Here is a 14,296-nt window from a genome sequence, read left to right as displayed (position 1 = left end):
CCGTTTGCGCGACGGTTGTCACCAGAGCCCCAGGAATTTCGTGACGTTGCCGCTGACGATCTTCGCCGCGTCGGCCGACCCTACCGCGTCGACGACCGCGGCCAGCGATTTCTCCGAATACCCGTAGGTGCTCTCGTTGTGCGGGTAGTCGCTGGACCACATCACCTTGTCCACGCCGATCTTGTCGATCAGCTGCAGGCCCAGCGGGTCGACCATGAACGACGCCATCATGTGGGTGTCCCAGTAGTACCGCACGTCGTGCTGCAGCGGCCGGTTGAACATGTGCCGGTAGGACGCCACCAGGTGTTCGGCGTCCTGCAGCGCCCACGGTACCCAGGCAATCCCGCCCTCGAACCAGCCGATCCGCAGGCCCGGGTGCTGGTCGAGAATGCCGCCGAAGATGTACTTGGAGAACGTCTCCCGGAAACCGTCGATGTTGATCATCATCCCGACGACGACGCTGTTGAACTCGCAGGGGCTCTTCGGCGGGGTTTCGCCGATGTGGTGGGTGAGTGGGAGCCCGGAGGCTTCGATCTCGTCCCACACGGCGTTCATCGAGGTGCTCGAGTAGTCGATCGGGTTGCCGTCGTCGTCCTTGCCCGGGTTCAGTGGCATCAGGAATGTTTTGAGCCCCAATGACTTCAACTCTTCGAGGGTCTTCCTGGTGCCCTTGGGATCCCACCAGTTGATCAACCCGGCGCCGTAGAAGTGGCCGGCCGAGCGCTCCTGCAGCTCCGCGATGTACTCGTTGTAGATGCGGAACGTGAGTTCGCGCAGCGTCTTGTCCGGGTAGTGGAAGAGCGCCAGCACCGCGTTGGGGAAGGCCAGTTCCTTGTCGACGCCGTCGTCGTGCAGTTCCTTGATCCGCGCCTCGATGTTGTTGCTCGCCGCCCCCGGCAGGTCGTCGTATTGCATCAGCACCGCGCTGAAATCACCGGGCAAAAACGATTGCCCCTTGCGGCCGACCTGGTAGGCCCCCTCCTCGTACCAGATCCGCGGCGCCTTGTCCTTGAGGTCCTCGGGGAACCGTTCGTAGAAGATGTCGGAGGCCAGCGAGATGTGGTTGTCCGCGGAGAACACCACCGTCCCCTCCGGCAGGCCCACGTCGACGCCGCCGGCGTGTCCACGGCGGTTCTTCGGTGCGCCGAAGCCTTCGGGAGGATAGAGCGAGACGGGGCTGGTTGTTGTCATCGTTGACCTTCCGTTGGGATCGGGGGGGGAGTAGCCGGGCCGGGTTACCAGGTCACCGGAAGTTCGTAGACGCCGTAGGCGAGCCGGTCGTGTTTGAACGGCACCTCCTCGATCGGGATGGCGAGCGAGAGCCTGGGAATGCGGCGGAAGAGTGTCCGGTAGACGATCTGCAGCTCCGCGCGGGCGAGCTGCTGGCCCACGCACTGGTGCCGGCCGTACCCGAAGGCGACATTGCGATCCGCCCCCGAACGGTGCAGATACAGCCGATCGGGCTCGGTGAAGACGTCGGCATCCCAGTTCGCCGGGGCCAGGTCGATGATGATGCCTTCACCGGCGCGGATCACCTGTCCGGCGATGGCGATGTCTTCGAGGGCGACGCGGCGCTGGCCGTTCTGGATGATGCTGAGGTAACGCAACAATTCCTCGACCGCATTGGCGACGATCTTGGGGTCTTCGGCGTCGCGGATGACGGCCACCTGCTCCGGGTTCGCCAGCAGGGCAAGGACACCCAGCCCGATCATGTTGGAGGTGGTCTCGTGCCCGGCGATGAGCAGGCCGGTCCCCAGCTGCGCGGCCTCTTTGACGCTGAGCTCGCCCGCTTTGACCCGCTCGGCCAGGTCGGACACCGCGTCCGGCGTTGAATCAGGGGCCGGGTTGTCCATCTTGGCCTCGACCAGCCGGGCGAGGTATCGGTTCAGGGTCATGGCACCCTTGGCGGTGTCCTCGCCGGTGGCGTAGCGGGCGAGCCCGACGTTGGCGTGTTCCTGGAACATCTCGGCGTCTTCGTACGGCACCCCCAGCAGCTGGCTGATCACCAGCGACGGGACCGGCAGGGCCAGCGCGGCGACGAGGTCGGCGGGCTGCGGTCCGGCCAGCATGGCGTCGATGTGCTCGTCGGTGATCTGCTGGATGGTCGGGCGCAACCCCTCGACCCGCTTGAATGTGAAGGGTTTCGACAGCATGCGCCGGAATCGGGTGTGCTCCTCGCCGTCGGCGGTGAACACCGATCTCGGGCGCTTGTGCACCGTCGAGAGCATGCCCGCGTTCCAGTGCGGAAAGCCGGGCACCCGGTCGTCGACGCTGACCCGGCTGTCGGAGAACAGTTCCCGCACTTCCTCATAGCCGGTGATGAGCCACGGGGTGCTGCCGTCCCAGATCCGGACCCGCGACAGCGGCGCGGCCGCGGCGAGCGCCATGACATCCGGAGGAGGGGCGAAGGGGCACCGCGCCTCCCGCGCCATCGGATAGTCCGGGATGTCCGAATCGACTTCGGCCCCGGCCGTCGTCAGCGTGTCCGACATGTCACTCCTCGATGCGGATGGCCAGCGCGGGGCAGGCCGCGGCCGCCCGGCGCGCACCCTCGGCCTGCTCGGGCGAGGGGTTCGGATTGAGCAGGACGACAACGCCGTCGTCGTCGCGCTGGTCGAAAATGTCGGGCGAGTTCAGCACGCAATTGCCCGACGATGCGCAACCATCCTGGTCGACAATCACTTTCATCGGCGAGCCTTTCACTCGTGCGGTGTCACGGGCGCCAGCCACAGCCCCACCACCGCGTCGATGAGGCCGGACGCCGCGGCGCGCCAGGAACGTCGGGTCGGCGATGCACCGGCGGCGAGCGCACGTTCGCGGTCGGCGCAGGTGTGCATCAGCAGGTTGCGGGCCATGATGTTGCGGTCGAAGTGCACCTCGGCGGGCAGGTCGGGCAGGCACCGGTTGATGCCCTCGACGACCTGGACCAGCGATGGCGAGCTGAGCGCCCCCTTGACGATGATGTGGTAGTACGCGGGATCGGTCATCGCCTGCGCCGCGAACCGCGCATACCACGTCGGGCTCCCGAGTTCGGCCAGGTGGTCGGTGAGCGGCCGCACCAGGCAGGCCACCCAGTCCCGCAGCTGCGCCGGGTCTTCCGACCTCAGCAACTCGGCCACCATGTGCTCGCGAAGCTGCTCGACGGGCCCCCGGTGTTTCTGCTCGATGGCACGCACCAGGTCGGCCTTGGTGCCGAAGTGGTAGCCCACCGCGGCGTTGTTGCCCTGGCCGGCGGCCTCGCTGACCTGGCGGTTGGACACCGCGAACATGCCGTGCTCGGCATACAGCCGTTCGGCGGCCACCAGGATGGCCTCCTGGGTGGAGATGGCCCGCTCGGTGCGAACGGCCCTGCCGGCTGCGGTCATTCCGCCAGTCAATCGCGCCACGGCGATTAAGTCAAGCGATTGATTTAACCACCGTGGCGCGGCTACCCAGCACAGCCGAGTTACCAAAGACCCTCGCGGGTGGCGCGCACAGTGCGCCACGATGAAGTGTGCGTGTCGCGCGCTGAGGCCAAGGGCAGCCGGACGCGGAAGCCTTGTCCGGGAGGGGTAACGGTGCTGTCAGAGCGGCAGGTCGCGGAGATCGAGAACGCCGCGTGGTTCCAGGCGAGGTGGGCGCCGTACGCGCTCGTCGACGCCGACTTGAGCATCCGCGCGGTGAACAAAGCATACGAGCGGGCGTCGGGACACCCGCGGGACGCCATGGTCGGCCGGCCGTTGTTCGAGGTCTTCCCGGACAACCCGGCCGACCCGGACGCGAACGGCGTGGCGAACCTCGCGGGTTCGCTGGAATCGACGTTCCGCCGCGGAGTCCGGAACTGGATGGGCGTGCAGCGCTACGACATTCCCGACCGGCAGCGGCCGGGCGAGTTCCTCTACAAGGTGTGGATGCCGGTGAATTTCCCGATCAGCGACGGCAGGAAGACGGTCGCCGCGGTGCATCACGTCCAAGACATCACCCGCGTGGTGCCGCCGCCGGCCGGCCGGGCGCCCCTTCCGGAGCCGGCCGAGTTGCGGAAGGCGGCCGACGCGCTGGGCCGCCAGTTTCCCGGGCTGCCCGCCGAGGCGGTGCTGGGCGTGCTGACCCATTCGCACGCCGTCGTGGTGGAGACCCTCGGCGCCCCGGATTACAGGCGGGCAGAGCAACTGGCCCGGCTGCGGCTGGAGGCGCGCGCCGGGCATCCCGCCAAGGACGCCTGACCGTTCGGGCCTCACTCGCTGCGGCGGCGGATCGCCTTGCCGGCCACCGTTCCGCCGTCCACCGGCAGCACGGTTCCGGTGACGTAGCGCGACCGGTCCCCCGCGAAATACAACGCGGCCTCGGCGATGTCGTCGGGGGTGCCCTCGCGCTTGAGCGGCCGATCGGCGCGCATCGTCTCGCGCAGCCTCGCCTCATACCGCTCGGCCTTGGCCGGGTCCATGGTGGTCGCCGACGCGGCCACCAACGGCGTCGGGATGTTGCCCGGCGCGATGGCGTTGACCCGAATGTCGTGGTGGGCCAACTCGATCGCCGCGGACTTGGTGAACTGGATGACCGCGGCCTTGGAGGCGCGGTAGGTCAGCACGCCGCCCCCGGCCTGGATGCCCCCGATCGAGGTGACGTTGATGATCGATCCCCCGCCGTGGGCGGCCATGTGCCGGGCGGCGTCGCGGGTCCCCGCCATCACGCCCAGGACGTTGACGGCCATGACGTGATGGAAGTCGGCCAGGTCGTCGTCGAGCAGTCCCGGGTGCATGGTGCCCGACACGCCGGCGTTGTTCACCATGACGTGCAGTCCCCCGAACCGCCGCACGGCCGCGTCGACCAGCGCGCCCACCTGCCCGGGATCGGAGACGTCCGCGCGCCGGAACGCCGCGACGTCCGGGCCCAGCGCCGCGGCCAGGCTCTCGCCCCCGTCCTCGTCGACGTCGCCGACGAGGACCCGCGCCCCCTCGGCCACGAACCTCTCGACGGTGCCGCGGCCGATGCCGGAAGCGCCGCCGGTGACGATGGCCACCCTGCCGTCGAGTTCGTTGCCCATACGGAGAGTTAATCGGCGCGCCATGCGTTAAGTCAAGCGATTGATTTAGCCCGTTGCGCTTTGCTAGGTCTCGAAAAAATCCAGCAGCAGGTCATTGACCACCGACGACTGCTCGATCTGCGGGCAATGCCCGGCCTCGTCGACCACCACCGAACGGGCACCGTCGATCTGCTCGGCGATCTGCGCGGCCCATCCCGGCGGCAGCAGCTTGTCCCCGCCGCCCTCGACGACCACGGTCGGGACACCGATGCGCTCGTACGCCCGCGCACTCGACGGCGACCCGGACGGTGTGGTGCCCGGCCGCCGAAATCGGGCCGCCGCCAAGGCCTCCCACGCCCCGGGCGCCGTACTCGACTCATAGCGGCGGCGCACGTAGTCCTCGTCGATCGGGTAGCCGGGATCGTAGAACAGCGCCTCGACGATGCGCCTCATCGCGGGCAGCGTCGCGTCGTACCGCTGGAGGGCCTCGAAGTGCCGGTTCTGCTGGATCTCCCCGCCCCCGCAGATGATCGCCAGGCTGCGGATCGGCAGCAGCGGTGTCTGCGAGGTGGCGTCGGTGAGCAGGTTGATGGCGCCCATCGAGTTGCCGACGAAGTGTGCGGCGTCCGCACCGAGCAGCTCGCAGAAACGCGCCACGTGCCGGATGCGCATGCCGCGGCCGTCCACGAAGTCGATGACCTTCGCCGACTGGCCGAACCCCAGCTGGTCCGGGGCCAACACCCGGTACCGCGTGGCAAGCGCGGCGATGTTGCGTTCCCAGCCGAGTTCGGCACCGGCCCCGAATTCGCCGCCGTGCAGCAGCACCACCGGATCGCCTTCGCCGGCCTCCAGGTAGCTGGTGACCAGGCCGTCGACCAGCATGGTCCTGCGGTGAAACTCCATGGCCGCCTTGTCTACTTGATCGCGATCGGGTTCACCGGGGATCCCACCGCGCCAACGAATCTCAGCGGCGGCGCGACAAGCTGGAAATCGTAGACGCCGTCGGCGGCGCAGTCTTCCGCCAGCGCCGTCAGGTCCCAGTACTCACCGAACATGCACCCCATGTCGCGCAGGCACAGCAGGTGCAAGGGCAGGAATGCGCCCTCGACATCGGGAACGGGGTCCTCGACCTGCAGGTTGTCGGAGGCGACCGCCGCGACCTCGTGGTCGTGCAGCCACGAGGCGCAGCGCCAGTGCAGCCCCGAGAACGGCTCCGTCTTGTTGCCGGTCTGCAGAAACCTTGTCCACCAACCGGTTCGAATCAAGACGATGTCACCGCGTTCGATGGTGACGCCCTGCGCCCGGACGACGTCGTCGAGTTCTTGGGCAGTGATCGGCTCCCCCTGCTCGAGGAAGACCTCCGCGCCCCGGTGCCGCACCAGGTCCAACAGCACGCCCCGCGAGGTGATGCCCTTGACGTCGACCTTGTCGATGCTGCAATGGTAGGCACCCATACTGGTCACCGAGCCCGCCGCGAAACCGTTGTAGAGCTTGTCTTCGTAGTAGACGTGCGACAGCGCATCCCACTGGGTGGCCGCCTGCAACGGCATGATGACCATGTCTTCGTTGAAGCGGAACAGGTTGTCGGCAAAGTAGCCGCCCAACTGCTCGGCGGTCGGGTTTCGCCCCCACCCGGGCCCGTACTGCGCCAGCGTGTTCGCGTCTCCACCGTCGACGGTCATCACCAGGACGGGGTTGTGCCGAAAATGGAAGGCGCCCTGCGGTCCTGACGAGCCGAAGTCCACGCCGAGCGGGAACACCTTCCCATGCCGGACCAGGCTTGCGGCGTGTGCGACCTTGTCGGCGGTGATGAAGTTCAACGTGCCGAGTTCGTCGTCGGCGCCCCAGCGGCCCCAGTTGGAGACCTCGCGGGCGACCCGCCGGAAGTCGCTCAGGCCGGCCACGGGGCACGGCCTTCCTCGAGTTCGCGGGCGATCGCCGCACCGACGTTCCCCCCGTCGACCCACACCACCTGACCCGAGATATAGCTCGCCGCAGGGCAGTTCAGGAACAGCAGCACCGAGGCCTGTTCGGCGGCCCCGGAGACACGCCCCAGCGGCTTGGGGATGTCGTCGAGGAAATCCTGCCCGTACGCCGCACGCAGCTGATCGAGGATCGGTGTCTCGGTGACCCCCGGGCCGGTGCAGTTGATGCGGATGCCAAGGGCCCCGAGCCGGGTGGCGCTTTGCATGGAGTACAGGATGACCGCTTCCTTGGACAACCGGTAGCCCCCGCCGGCCAGTTCGTCGGGGTGGTCGCGACACCAGTCGATGCCCTCCCGCATCGTCGCGGTGTTCAGCAGCGGTGCCACCGACCGCAGATGCTCCCGGTAGCCCGCGGCGGCCAGCGAGGACACGCTCACGATGGACGAACCCGCGCCCATCAGCGGGATCAGCGCCTCGGTGACATGCCGCAGGCCCAGGAAGTTGATGGCGACGACCAGCGGTGGGTCACCGATGCCCGAGGACACCCCGGCGACGTTGAACAGCGCGTCGACCCGCCCGCCGACACTTGCCACCGCCCGGTCGATCGAGTCCGGCTCGGCGAGGTCGACCTCGTGGAATTCGTTGATTTCGAGGGCCGGTCGCCGTTTGTCGAGCCCGATGACCTCGGCCCCGAGTTCGGCTAGCTGGCGCACCACGTGTTCGCCGATGCCCGACGCGCAACCGGTCACGACCGCCCGGCGGCCGTCGTAGCGCCACAGCCCGTCGATCTCTGCCAACCTCAGTCGGCTTCCGTGATCACTTGCGCTGCTCCTTGGCGCGCTGCGCCGCCTGGACGCGGCCCTCGTTGATCTCCGCCATGGCCTCGGGGATCTCACTGGCCGTGAACTTGTCGCGACCGGTGGGCAGGCCACCGAAGGCGTAGGTCTCGTCGAACTGCGGTGCGTTGGACCCCGGCCGGCGCGCCTGAACCTTCGCGATGACGGGCTCGAGACGCTTGGCTTTGTCGGCGACCGCCCTGGCGTCGCGCTCGATGAACTCGGGCAGCACTTCTTTGCCCATCAGCTCGATGGACTCCATGGTGCCCTCGTGGCTGCGCGGGTTGAGCAGCAGGATGATCTCGTCGACGCCGCTCTGCTCGTAGCCACGCAGGAATTCCCGTACCATGGCGGGGGTTCCGATCGCGCCGCGTCCGGGGCCGTAGGCCAGCGTCGGGTCCTTCTCGACCTCTTCGAGGTAGCGTTTCCACACCCCGGTCCGCCCGGGAGTATGCATCCCGGTCAGGTAGTAGTGCATGATTCCGAACGAGAAGAAGCCGCCGCCCTGTCCGAGACGCTCGAGCGCCTGTTCCTCGGTCTTGGCGACCATCATCGACAGGTCGCCGCCGATGGCCAGGATGTTCGGGTTGATCTGCGGCGTGATGGGCACGCCGTTCTCCTCGAACTCCGTGTAGTAGCCGTGGACCCGCTCGGTGAGCGGCCCGGGACCGGTGTAGGCGAAACTGAGTGCGCCGATGCACTTTTGGGCCGCCATCTGCACGCTGGCCGGCCGGGTGCAGGCAACCCATACCGGGGGATGCGGCTTCTGCATCGGCTTGGGGATGACGTTGCGGGGCGGCATCTGGATCTGCTCACCCTTGAAGCCCGTGAACGGCTCCTCGATCATGCAGCGGATCGCCACCTCGAGGGACTCCTCCCACTGGGCGCGTTTGTCGGCGGGATCGACGTCGAAGCCGCCGAGTTCACCGACGGAGGACCCTTCCCCGGTGCCGAACTCGACGCGCCCGTTGGAGAGCAGGTCGATGGTGGCGACGCGTTCGGCCACCCGGGCGGGGTGATTGACCGCGGGCAGCAGGTGCATGATGCCGAATCCCAGGCGGATGTTCTTGGTCCGCTGGCTGGCGGCGGCCAGGAAGATCTCCGGCGCGGTCGAGTGGCAGTACTCCTCGAGGAAGTGGTGCTCGGTGAGCCAGACGGTGGAGAATCCCGCCTTGTCCGCGGCCTCGACCTCGTCCAGGCAGTCCTGCAGCATGACCCGCTCGTCGTCGGGCGCCCAGGGCCGCGGCAGGGCGAACTCGTAGAACAGTGAAATCTTCATCCATTACCTCCTATGAGATTTGATGGTTCGCTCGAACCCTGCGCGGCGCAGTGTTTCGCGGCGACGAAGCCGAATGTCATGGCCGGGCCGATGGTCGCGCCGGCGCCGGCGTAGCTGCGGCCCATGACTGGCGCGGAGGTGTTGCCCACCGCGTACAGCCCGCGCACGACGGTGCCGTCCGGCCGCAGGACCCGGGCGTGTTCGTCGACCCGCAGCCCACCTGAGGTCCCCAGGTCGCCCAGCACGATCCGAAACGCGTAGTACGGCGGATCCCCGAGCGGATACAGGTTGGGGTTGGGCAGGGTGGGGTCACCGTAGTAGTTGTCGTACACGCTGTCGCCGCGGTGGAAATCGTCGTCGTGGCTCCGGCGCGCGAGTTCGTTGAATCGGCGCGCCGTTTCCGCGAGTTCGGTTGCCGGGACGCCGATCTTGGCCGCCAGGTCCGCCCAATCCGTCGCGGCTTTGACGACGCCCGATTCCAGCCAGGCCGCCGGAATCCTGCGCCCGGTGGGCACCGGTGCGCCGGGGATCCTGGGGATCGGCAGGTGGCCGCCGACGACGTAGCGGTTCCACGACCTGTGGTCGGTGATGAGCCAGCAGGGGATGTGGGTGACCCCGGACCTCTGGCCGTCGATCATCGCATGACCGAAGTCCATGTAGGGCGCCGCCTCGTTGATGAAGCGCTTCCCCGCCCCGTTGACGATGAACTGCGCAGGCATCATCCGTTCGTTGAGCATGAATTGCATGCGCCCGTCCGGCCATTGGATCGCCGGGAACCACCAGGCCTCGTCGAGCAAATCGGTTGCCGCGCCCACTTTTTGGCCCGCGCGGATGCCGTCGCCCATGGCCGCGGGGTTGCCGAAACTCCAATCCTGGTCGATCACCGGGAGTTGTTCCTTGCGCCAGGCGAGGTCGTGGTCGAAGCCCCCGGACGCCAGAATGACTCCCCGCCGCGCGCCGATCCGCTGCCGGGTCCCGGCCCGCTCCACCAGCGCGCCGGTAACCGTCCCGTCGGCGTCGGTGAGCAACTCCACCATCGGCGAGTCCAGCCACAGCGGTATCCCGCTGTCGCGCAGCGCCAGCCGCAGCCGGGCCGCCAGGGATTGACCGATCGCCGCGATCCGTTCGCCGAGGACCCGCGCGCGGACCATGCGCGTGATCAGTTTGAGCAGCACGGCTTTTCCCGCCCAGGACTGCCTTACCCGGTAAAAGGAGCGAAGCTCCCTGGGGCCCAGCCAAATCCCCTTGGGGGCGAGCGCCAGCGGCTGCAGCAGGGTCTGCTCGTCGGGCCCCAGTTTTCTCAGGTCGATGGGGGGGACGTTGATGGTGCTGCCGAGTTTGGAGCCGCCGGGCAGTTCCGGGTAGTAGTCGGCATAGCCCGGCTTCCAGACGAACTCGAGCCATCCGGAGAGATTTTCGAGGAATTCCAGCATCCGCGGCGCCGAGTCGACGTACTGGCGTATCCGCGCCTCGGCGACGAGGTCATCGGTGATCTTCTGCAGGTACTCGACGACGCCCTCGGGCGGGGGTGCGTATCCCTCCCGGCGTTGCGCCGGCGCGCCGGGCACCCAGATCCCGCCCCCGGACAGCGCGGTGGAACCGCCGAAACGGGAGGACTTTTCGATCACCAGTGCGTCCAGGCCGGACGCGTGCGCGGTCAACGCGGCCGTCATGCCACCGCCGCCGGACCCGACGACGAGCACGTCGACCTCCCGGTCGAAGCCTTCCGGTGACGGGGCGGTCATTGCGGCACCGCCGTTCTGATGGCGAATCCGGCGATCAGTTCGGGAGCCGGTTTGTAGTAGCGCACGGTGGTCCGGTACGGGCCCACGGCCTCCAGGGCGGCGAACGCCGCCACCCACGTCCTGACCTCGTGCGCCGAGCTGCCCCCTTCGTGCGCGACGAACGAGTTCGACCACCGGTCGAGGTCGGCGAGCTTTCCGCCGTCGATGATGTCGAGGAAGCGGTGGTCCCACCCGGGGTTGAGCGGTTGCAGGTCGCTCGCGCCACCCGCGAAGTCTCGCGCCGCCTCGATCACGGCCGCCTGCCGGGCTTGCCGCTGCTCGGTGGTCATCGGGCGGCCGTGCACGATGCGCTCCTGCACCGCCGCCGAGGCGGTCGCCAGCGCCGGCACCGGAGGACTGTGGGACAGCCCACCGGAGCCCATCACCAGTACCCGCCGGTCGAGGCCGGCCAGGAAGGACCCGACCGCCGCACCGAGTGCGCGGCACCGGTGCAACGGCCCCAGCGGCACGGCGATGCCGTTGACGAAGATCGGTATCACCGGGCGTGCGACCGCGTCGCCGAAGAGCTTCTCCAGGGGCTGCACGGTGCCGTGATCCACGTCCATGCTGGCCGACACCGCGACGTCGACGCCCGCATCGAGGACGGCCGTGGCGCAGTCGAACGCCAGGCCGTCGGGAACGTCCAGCGGGCCCGCGTGGGTGCCGTAGTCACCGACACCGTTGGCGCTCATGCCGATACAGAACGGCGGCATCACCTTGTAGAAGAAGCCGTTGTAGTGGTCCGGGGAGAAGATGACGACGAGCTCGGGGTCGAACTCGTCGACGAATGCCCGCGCCTGCGCGATGGCGCCGTCGATGTCGTCAAGCAGGGCCTGCGACGGTCCCGGAAGATTCAGCAGCGGGCTGTGCGACATACAGCACAGAGCCAGCGTCATGGTGAACATCACCCCCTCCCGGCGTGAGGGTGAGGACGTCGAGAAGTGCGGCGCTCAGCTCGGGGGCCCGCTGTGCGATGCAGGCCGCGGCGATGCACCGATCGGGACGCAGGAACAACACCGATTCCTCATGGGTGTCGAACCAGGACTTGAGTCCGCCGCTGCGGTCTCCGACGACCACGACATCGGGATCGTCGTGCCCCTCCCAGTGCAGCTGGGTCACGGGGCGAAGGGCGAAAAAGCATGCGCCCAAGGCCTTCCAGTGGGCGAACGCGGTCTCACCGAGGATCTTGCGGGGGTTGTTGTTCCAGCACAGCACGGCGAACCATGTGCCCAGCACGTCGTCCAGCAGGACATCGTGGCGGCTGCGGGTGTCGACCCGGGGCTGGATGAACAGGGTGCCGACCGGAGAGTCGGCGCGGGCGGGTCCGGAATGCACGACCGCGCCCTGGTCGTAACGCGGCATCGGCTTGAACCGCATCTCCAGCACGTACCGCTTCAGCGTGGGCACGACCGACGCCGATCGCACCACCAGGTCCCGCACGCCGGCCACCCGGCGGTTGGTCGGCGAGATGGCGCGACCGACCATGGTGGACAGGTCGATCATCGCGCGCGCGTGCTTGCGGCGCTCGACGTCATAGGTGTCCAGCAATTTGTCGTCGGCCAGGCCGCGCACCACCGCCGCGAGTTTCCAGCCCAGATTGAACGCGTCGCGGATTCCGCTGTTGTAGCCCTGTCCCTGCCAGACCGGCATCAGGTGCGCGGCGTCTCCGGCCAACAGCAGCCGGCCCTCGCGGAACGCGCCGGCGATGCGGGAGTGATGGGTGTACACGCGGCGGCGGATCACGTCCACGCGGTCGGGGTGGGGCACCATGCGTGCCAGCATCCGCGTCAGGAACGCCGGATCCTCGGCCTGTTCGTCGGACTCGTCTTCGTGAATCATGAACTCGAATCGGCGGATTCCGTGCGCGATCGAGATCGAGGCGTACGGGCGTTCGGGGTCGGCGCCAACCTCGCTGTTCGGTTGGCCCAGCGGGTCGTTGGCGATGTCGACGACCAGCCACCGCGTCGACGACGTCGTGCCGTCGAAGGAAACCCCCATCATGCGGCGCGTCGCGCTGCGGCCGCCGTCGCAGCCGACGAGGTAACGCGCCCGCACGCTGGATCTGCCGCCGTCATGGTGCGCCTCCCCGCCCAGCTCGACGGTGACCGCGTCGGCGTCTTGCCGGCACTCCGTCATGGGCCGTTGCCACCACACCGCGATATGCTCGAATCTGTCGAGCCCACGCAGCAATTCGGCATCGACGAGGGGCTGCACGAACCCGTTGCGCTTCGGCCATCCGAATCGCGCGTCGGGCGGCGCCATCTCGGCGAGGACCCGGCGCTTGGCGTCGACGAAGCGGAGGATCTGGTTCGGCACGGTGTGCGGCAGGACGCGGTCGACCAGGCCGAGCGACTGGAAGGTGCGCAGCCCCTCGTCGTCCAGCCCGACGCCTCGGGGGTAGTCGATGAGGCTGTCCCGTTCGTCAACCACCAACGTGTGGACTCCCTGCAGGCCAAGGATGTTGGCCAGCGTCAGGCCGACCGGCCCCGCGCCGACCACGACCACGTCGAAGTCCGTATCGTGCGTCGCGCCGCCCATCACCGCCCCAGCAGGAAATCGAGGTGCAGGCGGTTGAACGTCTTGGGGTCCTCGTACTGGGGCCAGTGACCGCAGCCGGGCATCAGCTCGAAGCGCGCACCGGGGATCATCGACGCGATGCGCCGCCCCTCGGTCACGTCGGCGGTCGGGTCGTCACTGGTCCACAGCACCAGCGTCGGCGCGGCGATCGAACCGTATTCGGTCGGGCCGAGGATGTTGCGCGCCCGGATCTCGGGGTCCTGCAGCGCCATGATGCCGCGCATGGCGTCGACGAATCCCGGTTGCCGATATACCCTTTGGCGACTGGCGACCAGGTCGTCGTAATCCTTGGACTTGTCGGCCATCAGCCATTTGATCCGCGCCTGCACGGTTTCCCAGCTCGGGTTCTCGGCGGCCGCCATGGACAGCGTGACGATCCGGCGCATCACCTGCGGGTCGGCCTGGGAGCCGCCGGCGGTGTTGAGCACCAGTCGGTCCACGACGTCGGGATGGTCGGCGGCCGCGCGGGCCGCCACCCAGCCCCCGAGCGACTCACCGCTCAGGCAGGCACGTTCGGCGCCGATGGCGCCCAACACCGCGATCAGGTGCTCGACGTAGTGGGCCACTTCCAGCGGGTGCCCCGGCTTGTCGGTGTAGCCGTGGCCCAGCATGTCGATCGACCAGGTCCAGAAGTGCTCCGCGTGCGCCCCCAGGTTGCGGACGTAGGCCTCGGCGTGGCCGCCCGACCCGTGCAGCAGCATCAGCACCGGCATGCCCGGGTCGCCGGCCCGCAGATAGCGGGTGCGCACTCCCTGCGCGTCGAGGTAACCCTGCTCGAACGGGACGCCCTGGAGATCGCTCCATATGCTCTCGAACTCCGCCACGGTTCCTCTCCGGCCTCAGACGGTGGGAAATCTCGTTCTCGCATATCGCCAATGCGATGTGCTAATATC

The 14,296-nt window shown here is 68.2% G+C and carries 14 protein-coding genes; 1 reads left to right on the top strand and 13 read right to left on the bottom strand.

Annotated elements, in window-relative coordinates:
• Positions 1 to 18 precede the first annotated feature (18 nt).
• The 4 genes from FPZ47_RS00810 to FPZ47_RS00795 form a co-directional block, all read right to left on the bottom strand.
• The gene (locus FPZ47_RS00810) at positions 19 to 1,083 is read right to left on the bottom strand and encodes an amidohydrolase family protein (RefSeq protein ID WP_210419797.1); all 1,065 of its coding nucleotides are present in this window, start codon (positions 1,081 to 1,083) and stop codon (positions 19 to 21) included.
• A gap of 152 nt (positions 1,084 to 1,235) precedes the next feature.
• On the bottom strand, positions 1,236 to 2,492 hold the full coding sequence (locus FPZ47_RS00805; RefSeq protein WP_144947114.1) for a cytochrome P450: 1,257 nt from the start codon (positions 2,490 to 2,492) through the stop codon (positions 1,236 to 1,238).
• 1 nt (position 2,493) lies between these two features.
• On the bottom strand, positions 2,494 to 2,688 hold the full coding sequence (locus FPZ47_RS00800; RefSeq protein ID WP_144947238.1) for a ferredoxin: 195 nt from the start codon (positions 2,686 to 2,688) through the stop codon (positions 2,494 to 2,496).
• Positions 2,689 to 2,699: 11 nt separating this feature from the next.
• Positions 2,700 to 3,365 (bottom strand): TetR/AcrR family transcriptional regulator, encoded by a 666-nt coding sequence (locus FPZ47_RS00795; protein WP_144947111.1) that lies wholly within the window; start codon positions 3,363 to 3,365, stop codon positions 2,700 to 2,702.
• Positions 3,366 to 3,557: 192 nt separating this feature from the next.
• Between FPZ47_RS00795 and FPZ47_RS00790 the strand changes: the two genes are divergently transcribed.
• Positions 3,558 to 4,202: a PAS domain-containing protein gene (locus FPZ47_RS00790; RefSeq protein ID WP_168209317.1), complete on the top strand. Its 645-nt coding sequence runs from the start codon at positions 3,558 to 3,560 to the stop codon at positions 4,200 to 4,202.
• A gap of 11 nt (positions 4,203 to 4,213) precedes the next feature.
• On the opposite strand, the gene FPZ47_RS00785 is transcribed toward FPZ47_RS00790, so the two are convergent.
• The 9 genes from FPZ47_RS00785 to FPZ47_RS00745 all read right to left on the bottom strand — a co-directional run bounded on the left by FPZ47_RS00785 (position 4,214) and on the right by FPZ47_RS00745 (position 14,227).
• Positions 4,214 to 5,023 carry an SDR family NAD(P)-dependent oxidoreductase gene (locus FPZ47_RS00785; RefSeq protein ID WP_144947106.1) on the bottom strand — a complete coding sequence of 270 codons (810 nt, stop codon included), beginning with the start codon at positions 5,021 to 5,023 and terminating at the stop codon, positions 4,214 to 4,216.
• Between the two features lie 63 nt (positions 5,024 to 5,086).
• The gene (locus FPZ47_RS00780) at positions 5,087 to 5,905 is read right to left on the bottom strand and encodes an alpha/beta fold hydrolase (protein ID WP_144947103.1); all 819 of its coding nucleotides are present in this window, start codon (positions 5,903 to 5,905) and stop codon (positions 5,087 to 5,089) included.
• Positions 5,906 to 5,916: 11 nt separating this feature from the next.
• Positions 5,917 to 6,906, bottom strand: coding sequence for a cyclase family protein (locus tag FPZ47_RS00775; RefSeq protein WP_144947101.1), 990 nt, complete (start codon positions 6,904 to 6,906; stop codon positions 5,917 to 5,919).
• A complete protein-coding gene (locus FPZ47_RS00770) occupies positions 6,894 to 7,724 on the bottom strand; it encodes a coniferyl-alcohol dehydrogenase (protein WP_144947098.1) in 831 nt (276 codons plus the stop codon). Before FPZ47_RS00770 ends, FPZ47_RS00775 begins: the two co-directional genes overlap by 13 nt.
• Positions 7,725 to 7,743: 19 nt before the next feature.
• Positions 7,744 to 9,042, bottom strand: a complete 1,299-nt coding sequence (locus tag FPZ47_RS00765) for an LLM class flavin-dependent oxidoreductase (RefSeq protein ID WP_144947096.1) — start codon at positions 9,040 to 9,042, stop codon at positions 7,744 to 7,746.
• Positions 9,039 to 10,787 carry an FAD-binding protein gene (locus tag FPZ47_RS00760; protein WP_144947093.1) on the bottom strand — a complete coding sequence of 583 codons (1,749 nt, stop codon included), beginning with the start codon at positions 10,785 to 10,787 and terminating at the stop codon, positions 9,039 to 9,041. The genes FPZ47_RS00765 and FPZ47_RS00760 overlap by 4 nt, the downstream gene beginning before the upstream one ends.
• Positions 10,784 to 11,701, bottom strand: coding sequence for a 3-carboxyethylcatechol 2,3-dioxygenase (locus FPZ47_RS00755; protein ID WP_246133233.1), 918 nt, complete (start codon positions 11,699 to 11,701; stop codon positions 10,784 to 10,786). Before FPZ47_RS00755 ends, FPZ47_RS00760 begins: the two co-directional genes overlap by 4 nt.
• On the bottom strand, positions 11,649 to 13,364 hold the full coding sequence (locus FPZ47_RS00750) for a bifunctional 3-(3-hydroxy-phenyl)propionate/3-hydroxycinnamic acid hydroxylase (RefSeq protein ID WP_144947088.1): 1,716 nt from the start codon (positions 13,362 to 13,364) through the stop codon (positions 11,649 to 11,651). The genes FPZ47_RS00755 and FPZ47_RS00750 overlap by 53 nt, the downstream gene beginning before the upstream one ends.
• Positions 13,364 to 14,227: an alpha/beta fold hydrolase gene (locus FPZ47_RS00745; RefSeq protein ID WP_144947086.1), complete on the bottom strand. Its 864-nt coding sequence runs from the start codon at positions 14,225 to 14,227 to the stop codon at positions 13,364 to 13,366. Before FPZ47_RS00745 ends, FPZ47_RS00750 begins: the two co-directional genes overlap by 1 nt.
• Positions 14,228 to 14,296 lie beyond the last annotated feature (69 nt).

This window comes from Mycobacterium helveticum (assembly GCF_007714205.1).
Classification (GTDB): Bacteria; Actinomycetota; Actinomycetes; order Mycobacteriales; family Mycobacteriaceae; genus Mycobacterium; species Mycobacterium helveticum.
The sequence above is the reverse complement of the archived record's forward strand: the minus strand, read 5'-3'. Positions and strand labels throughout refer to the sequence as shown.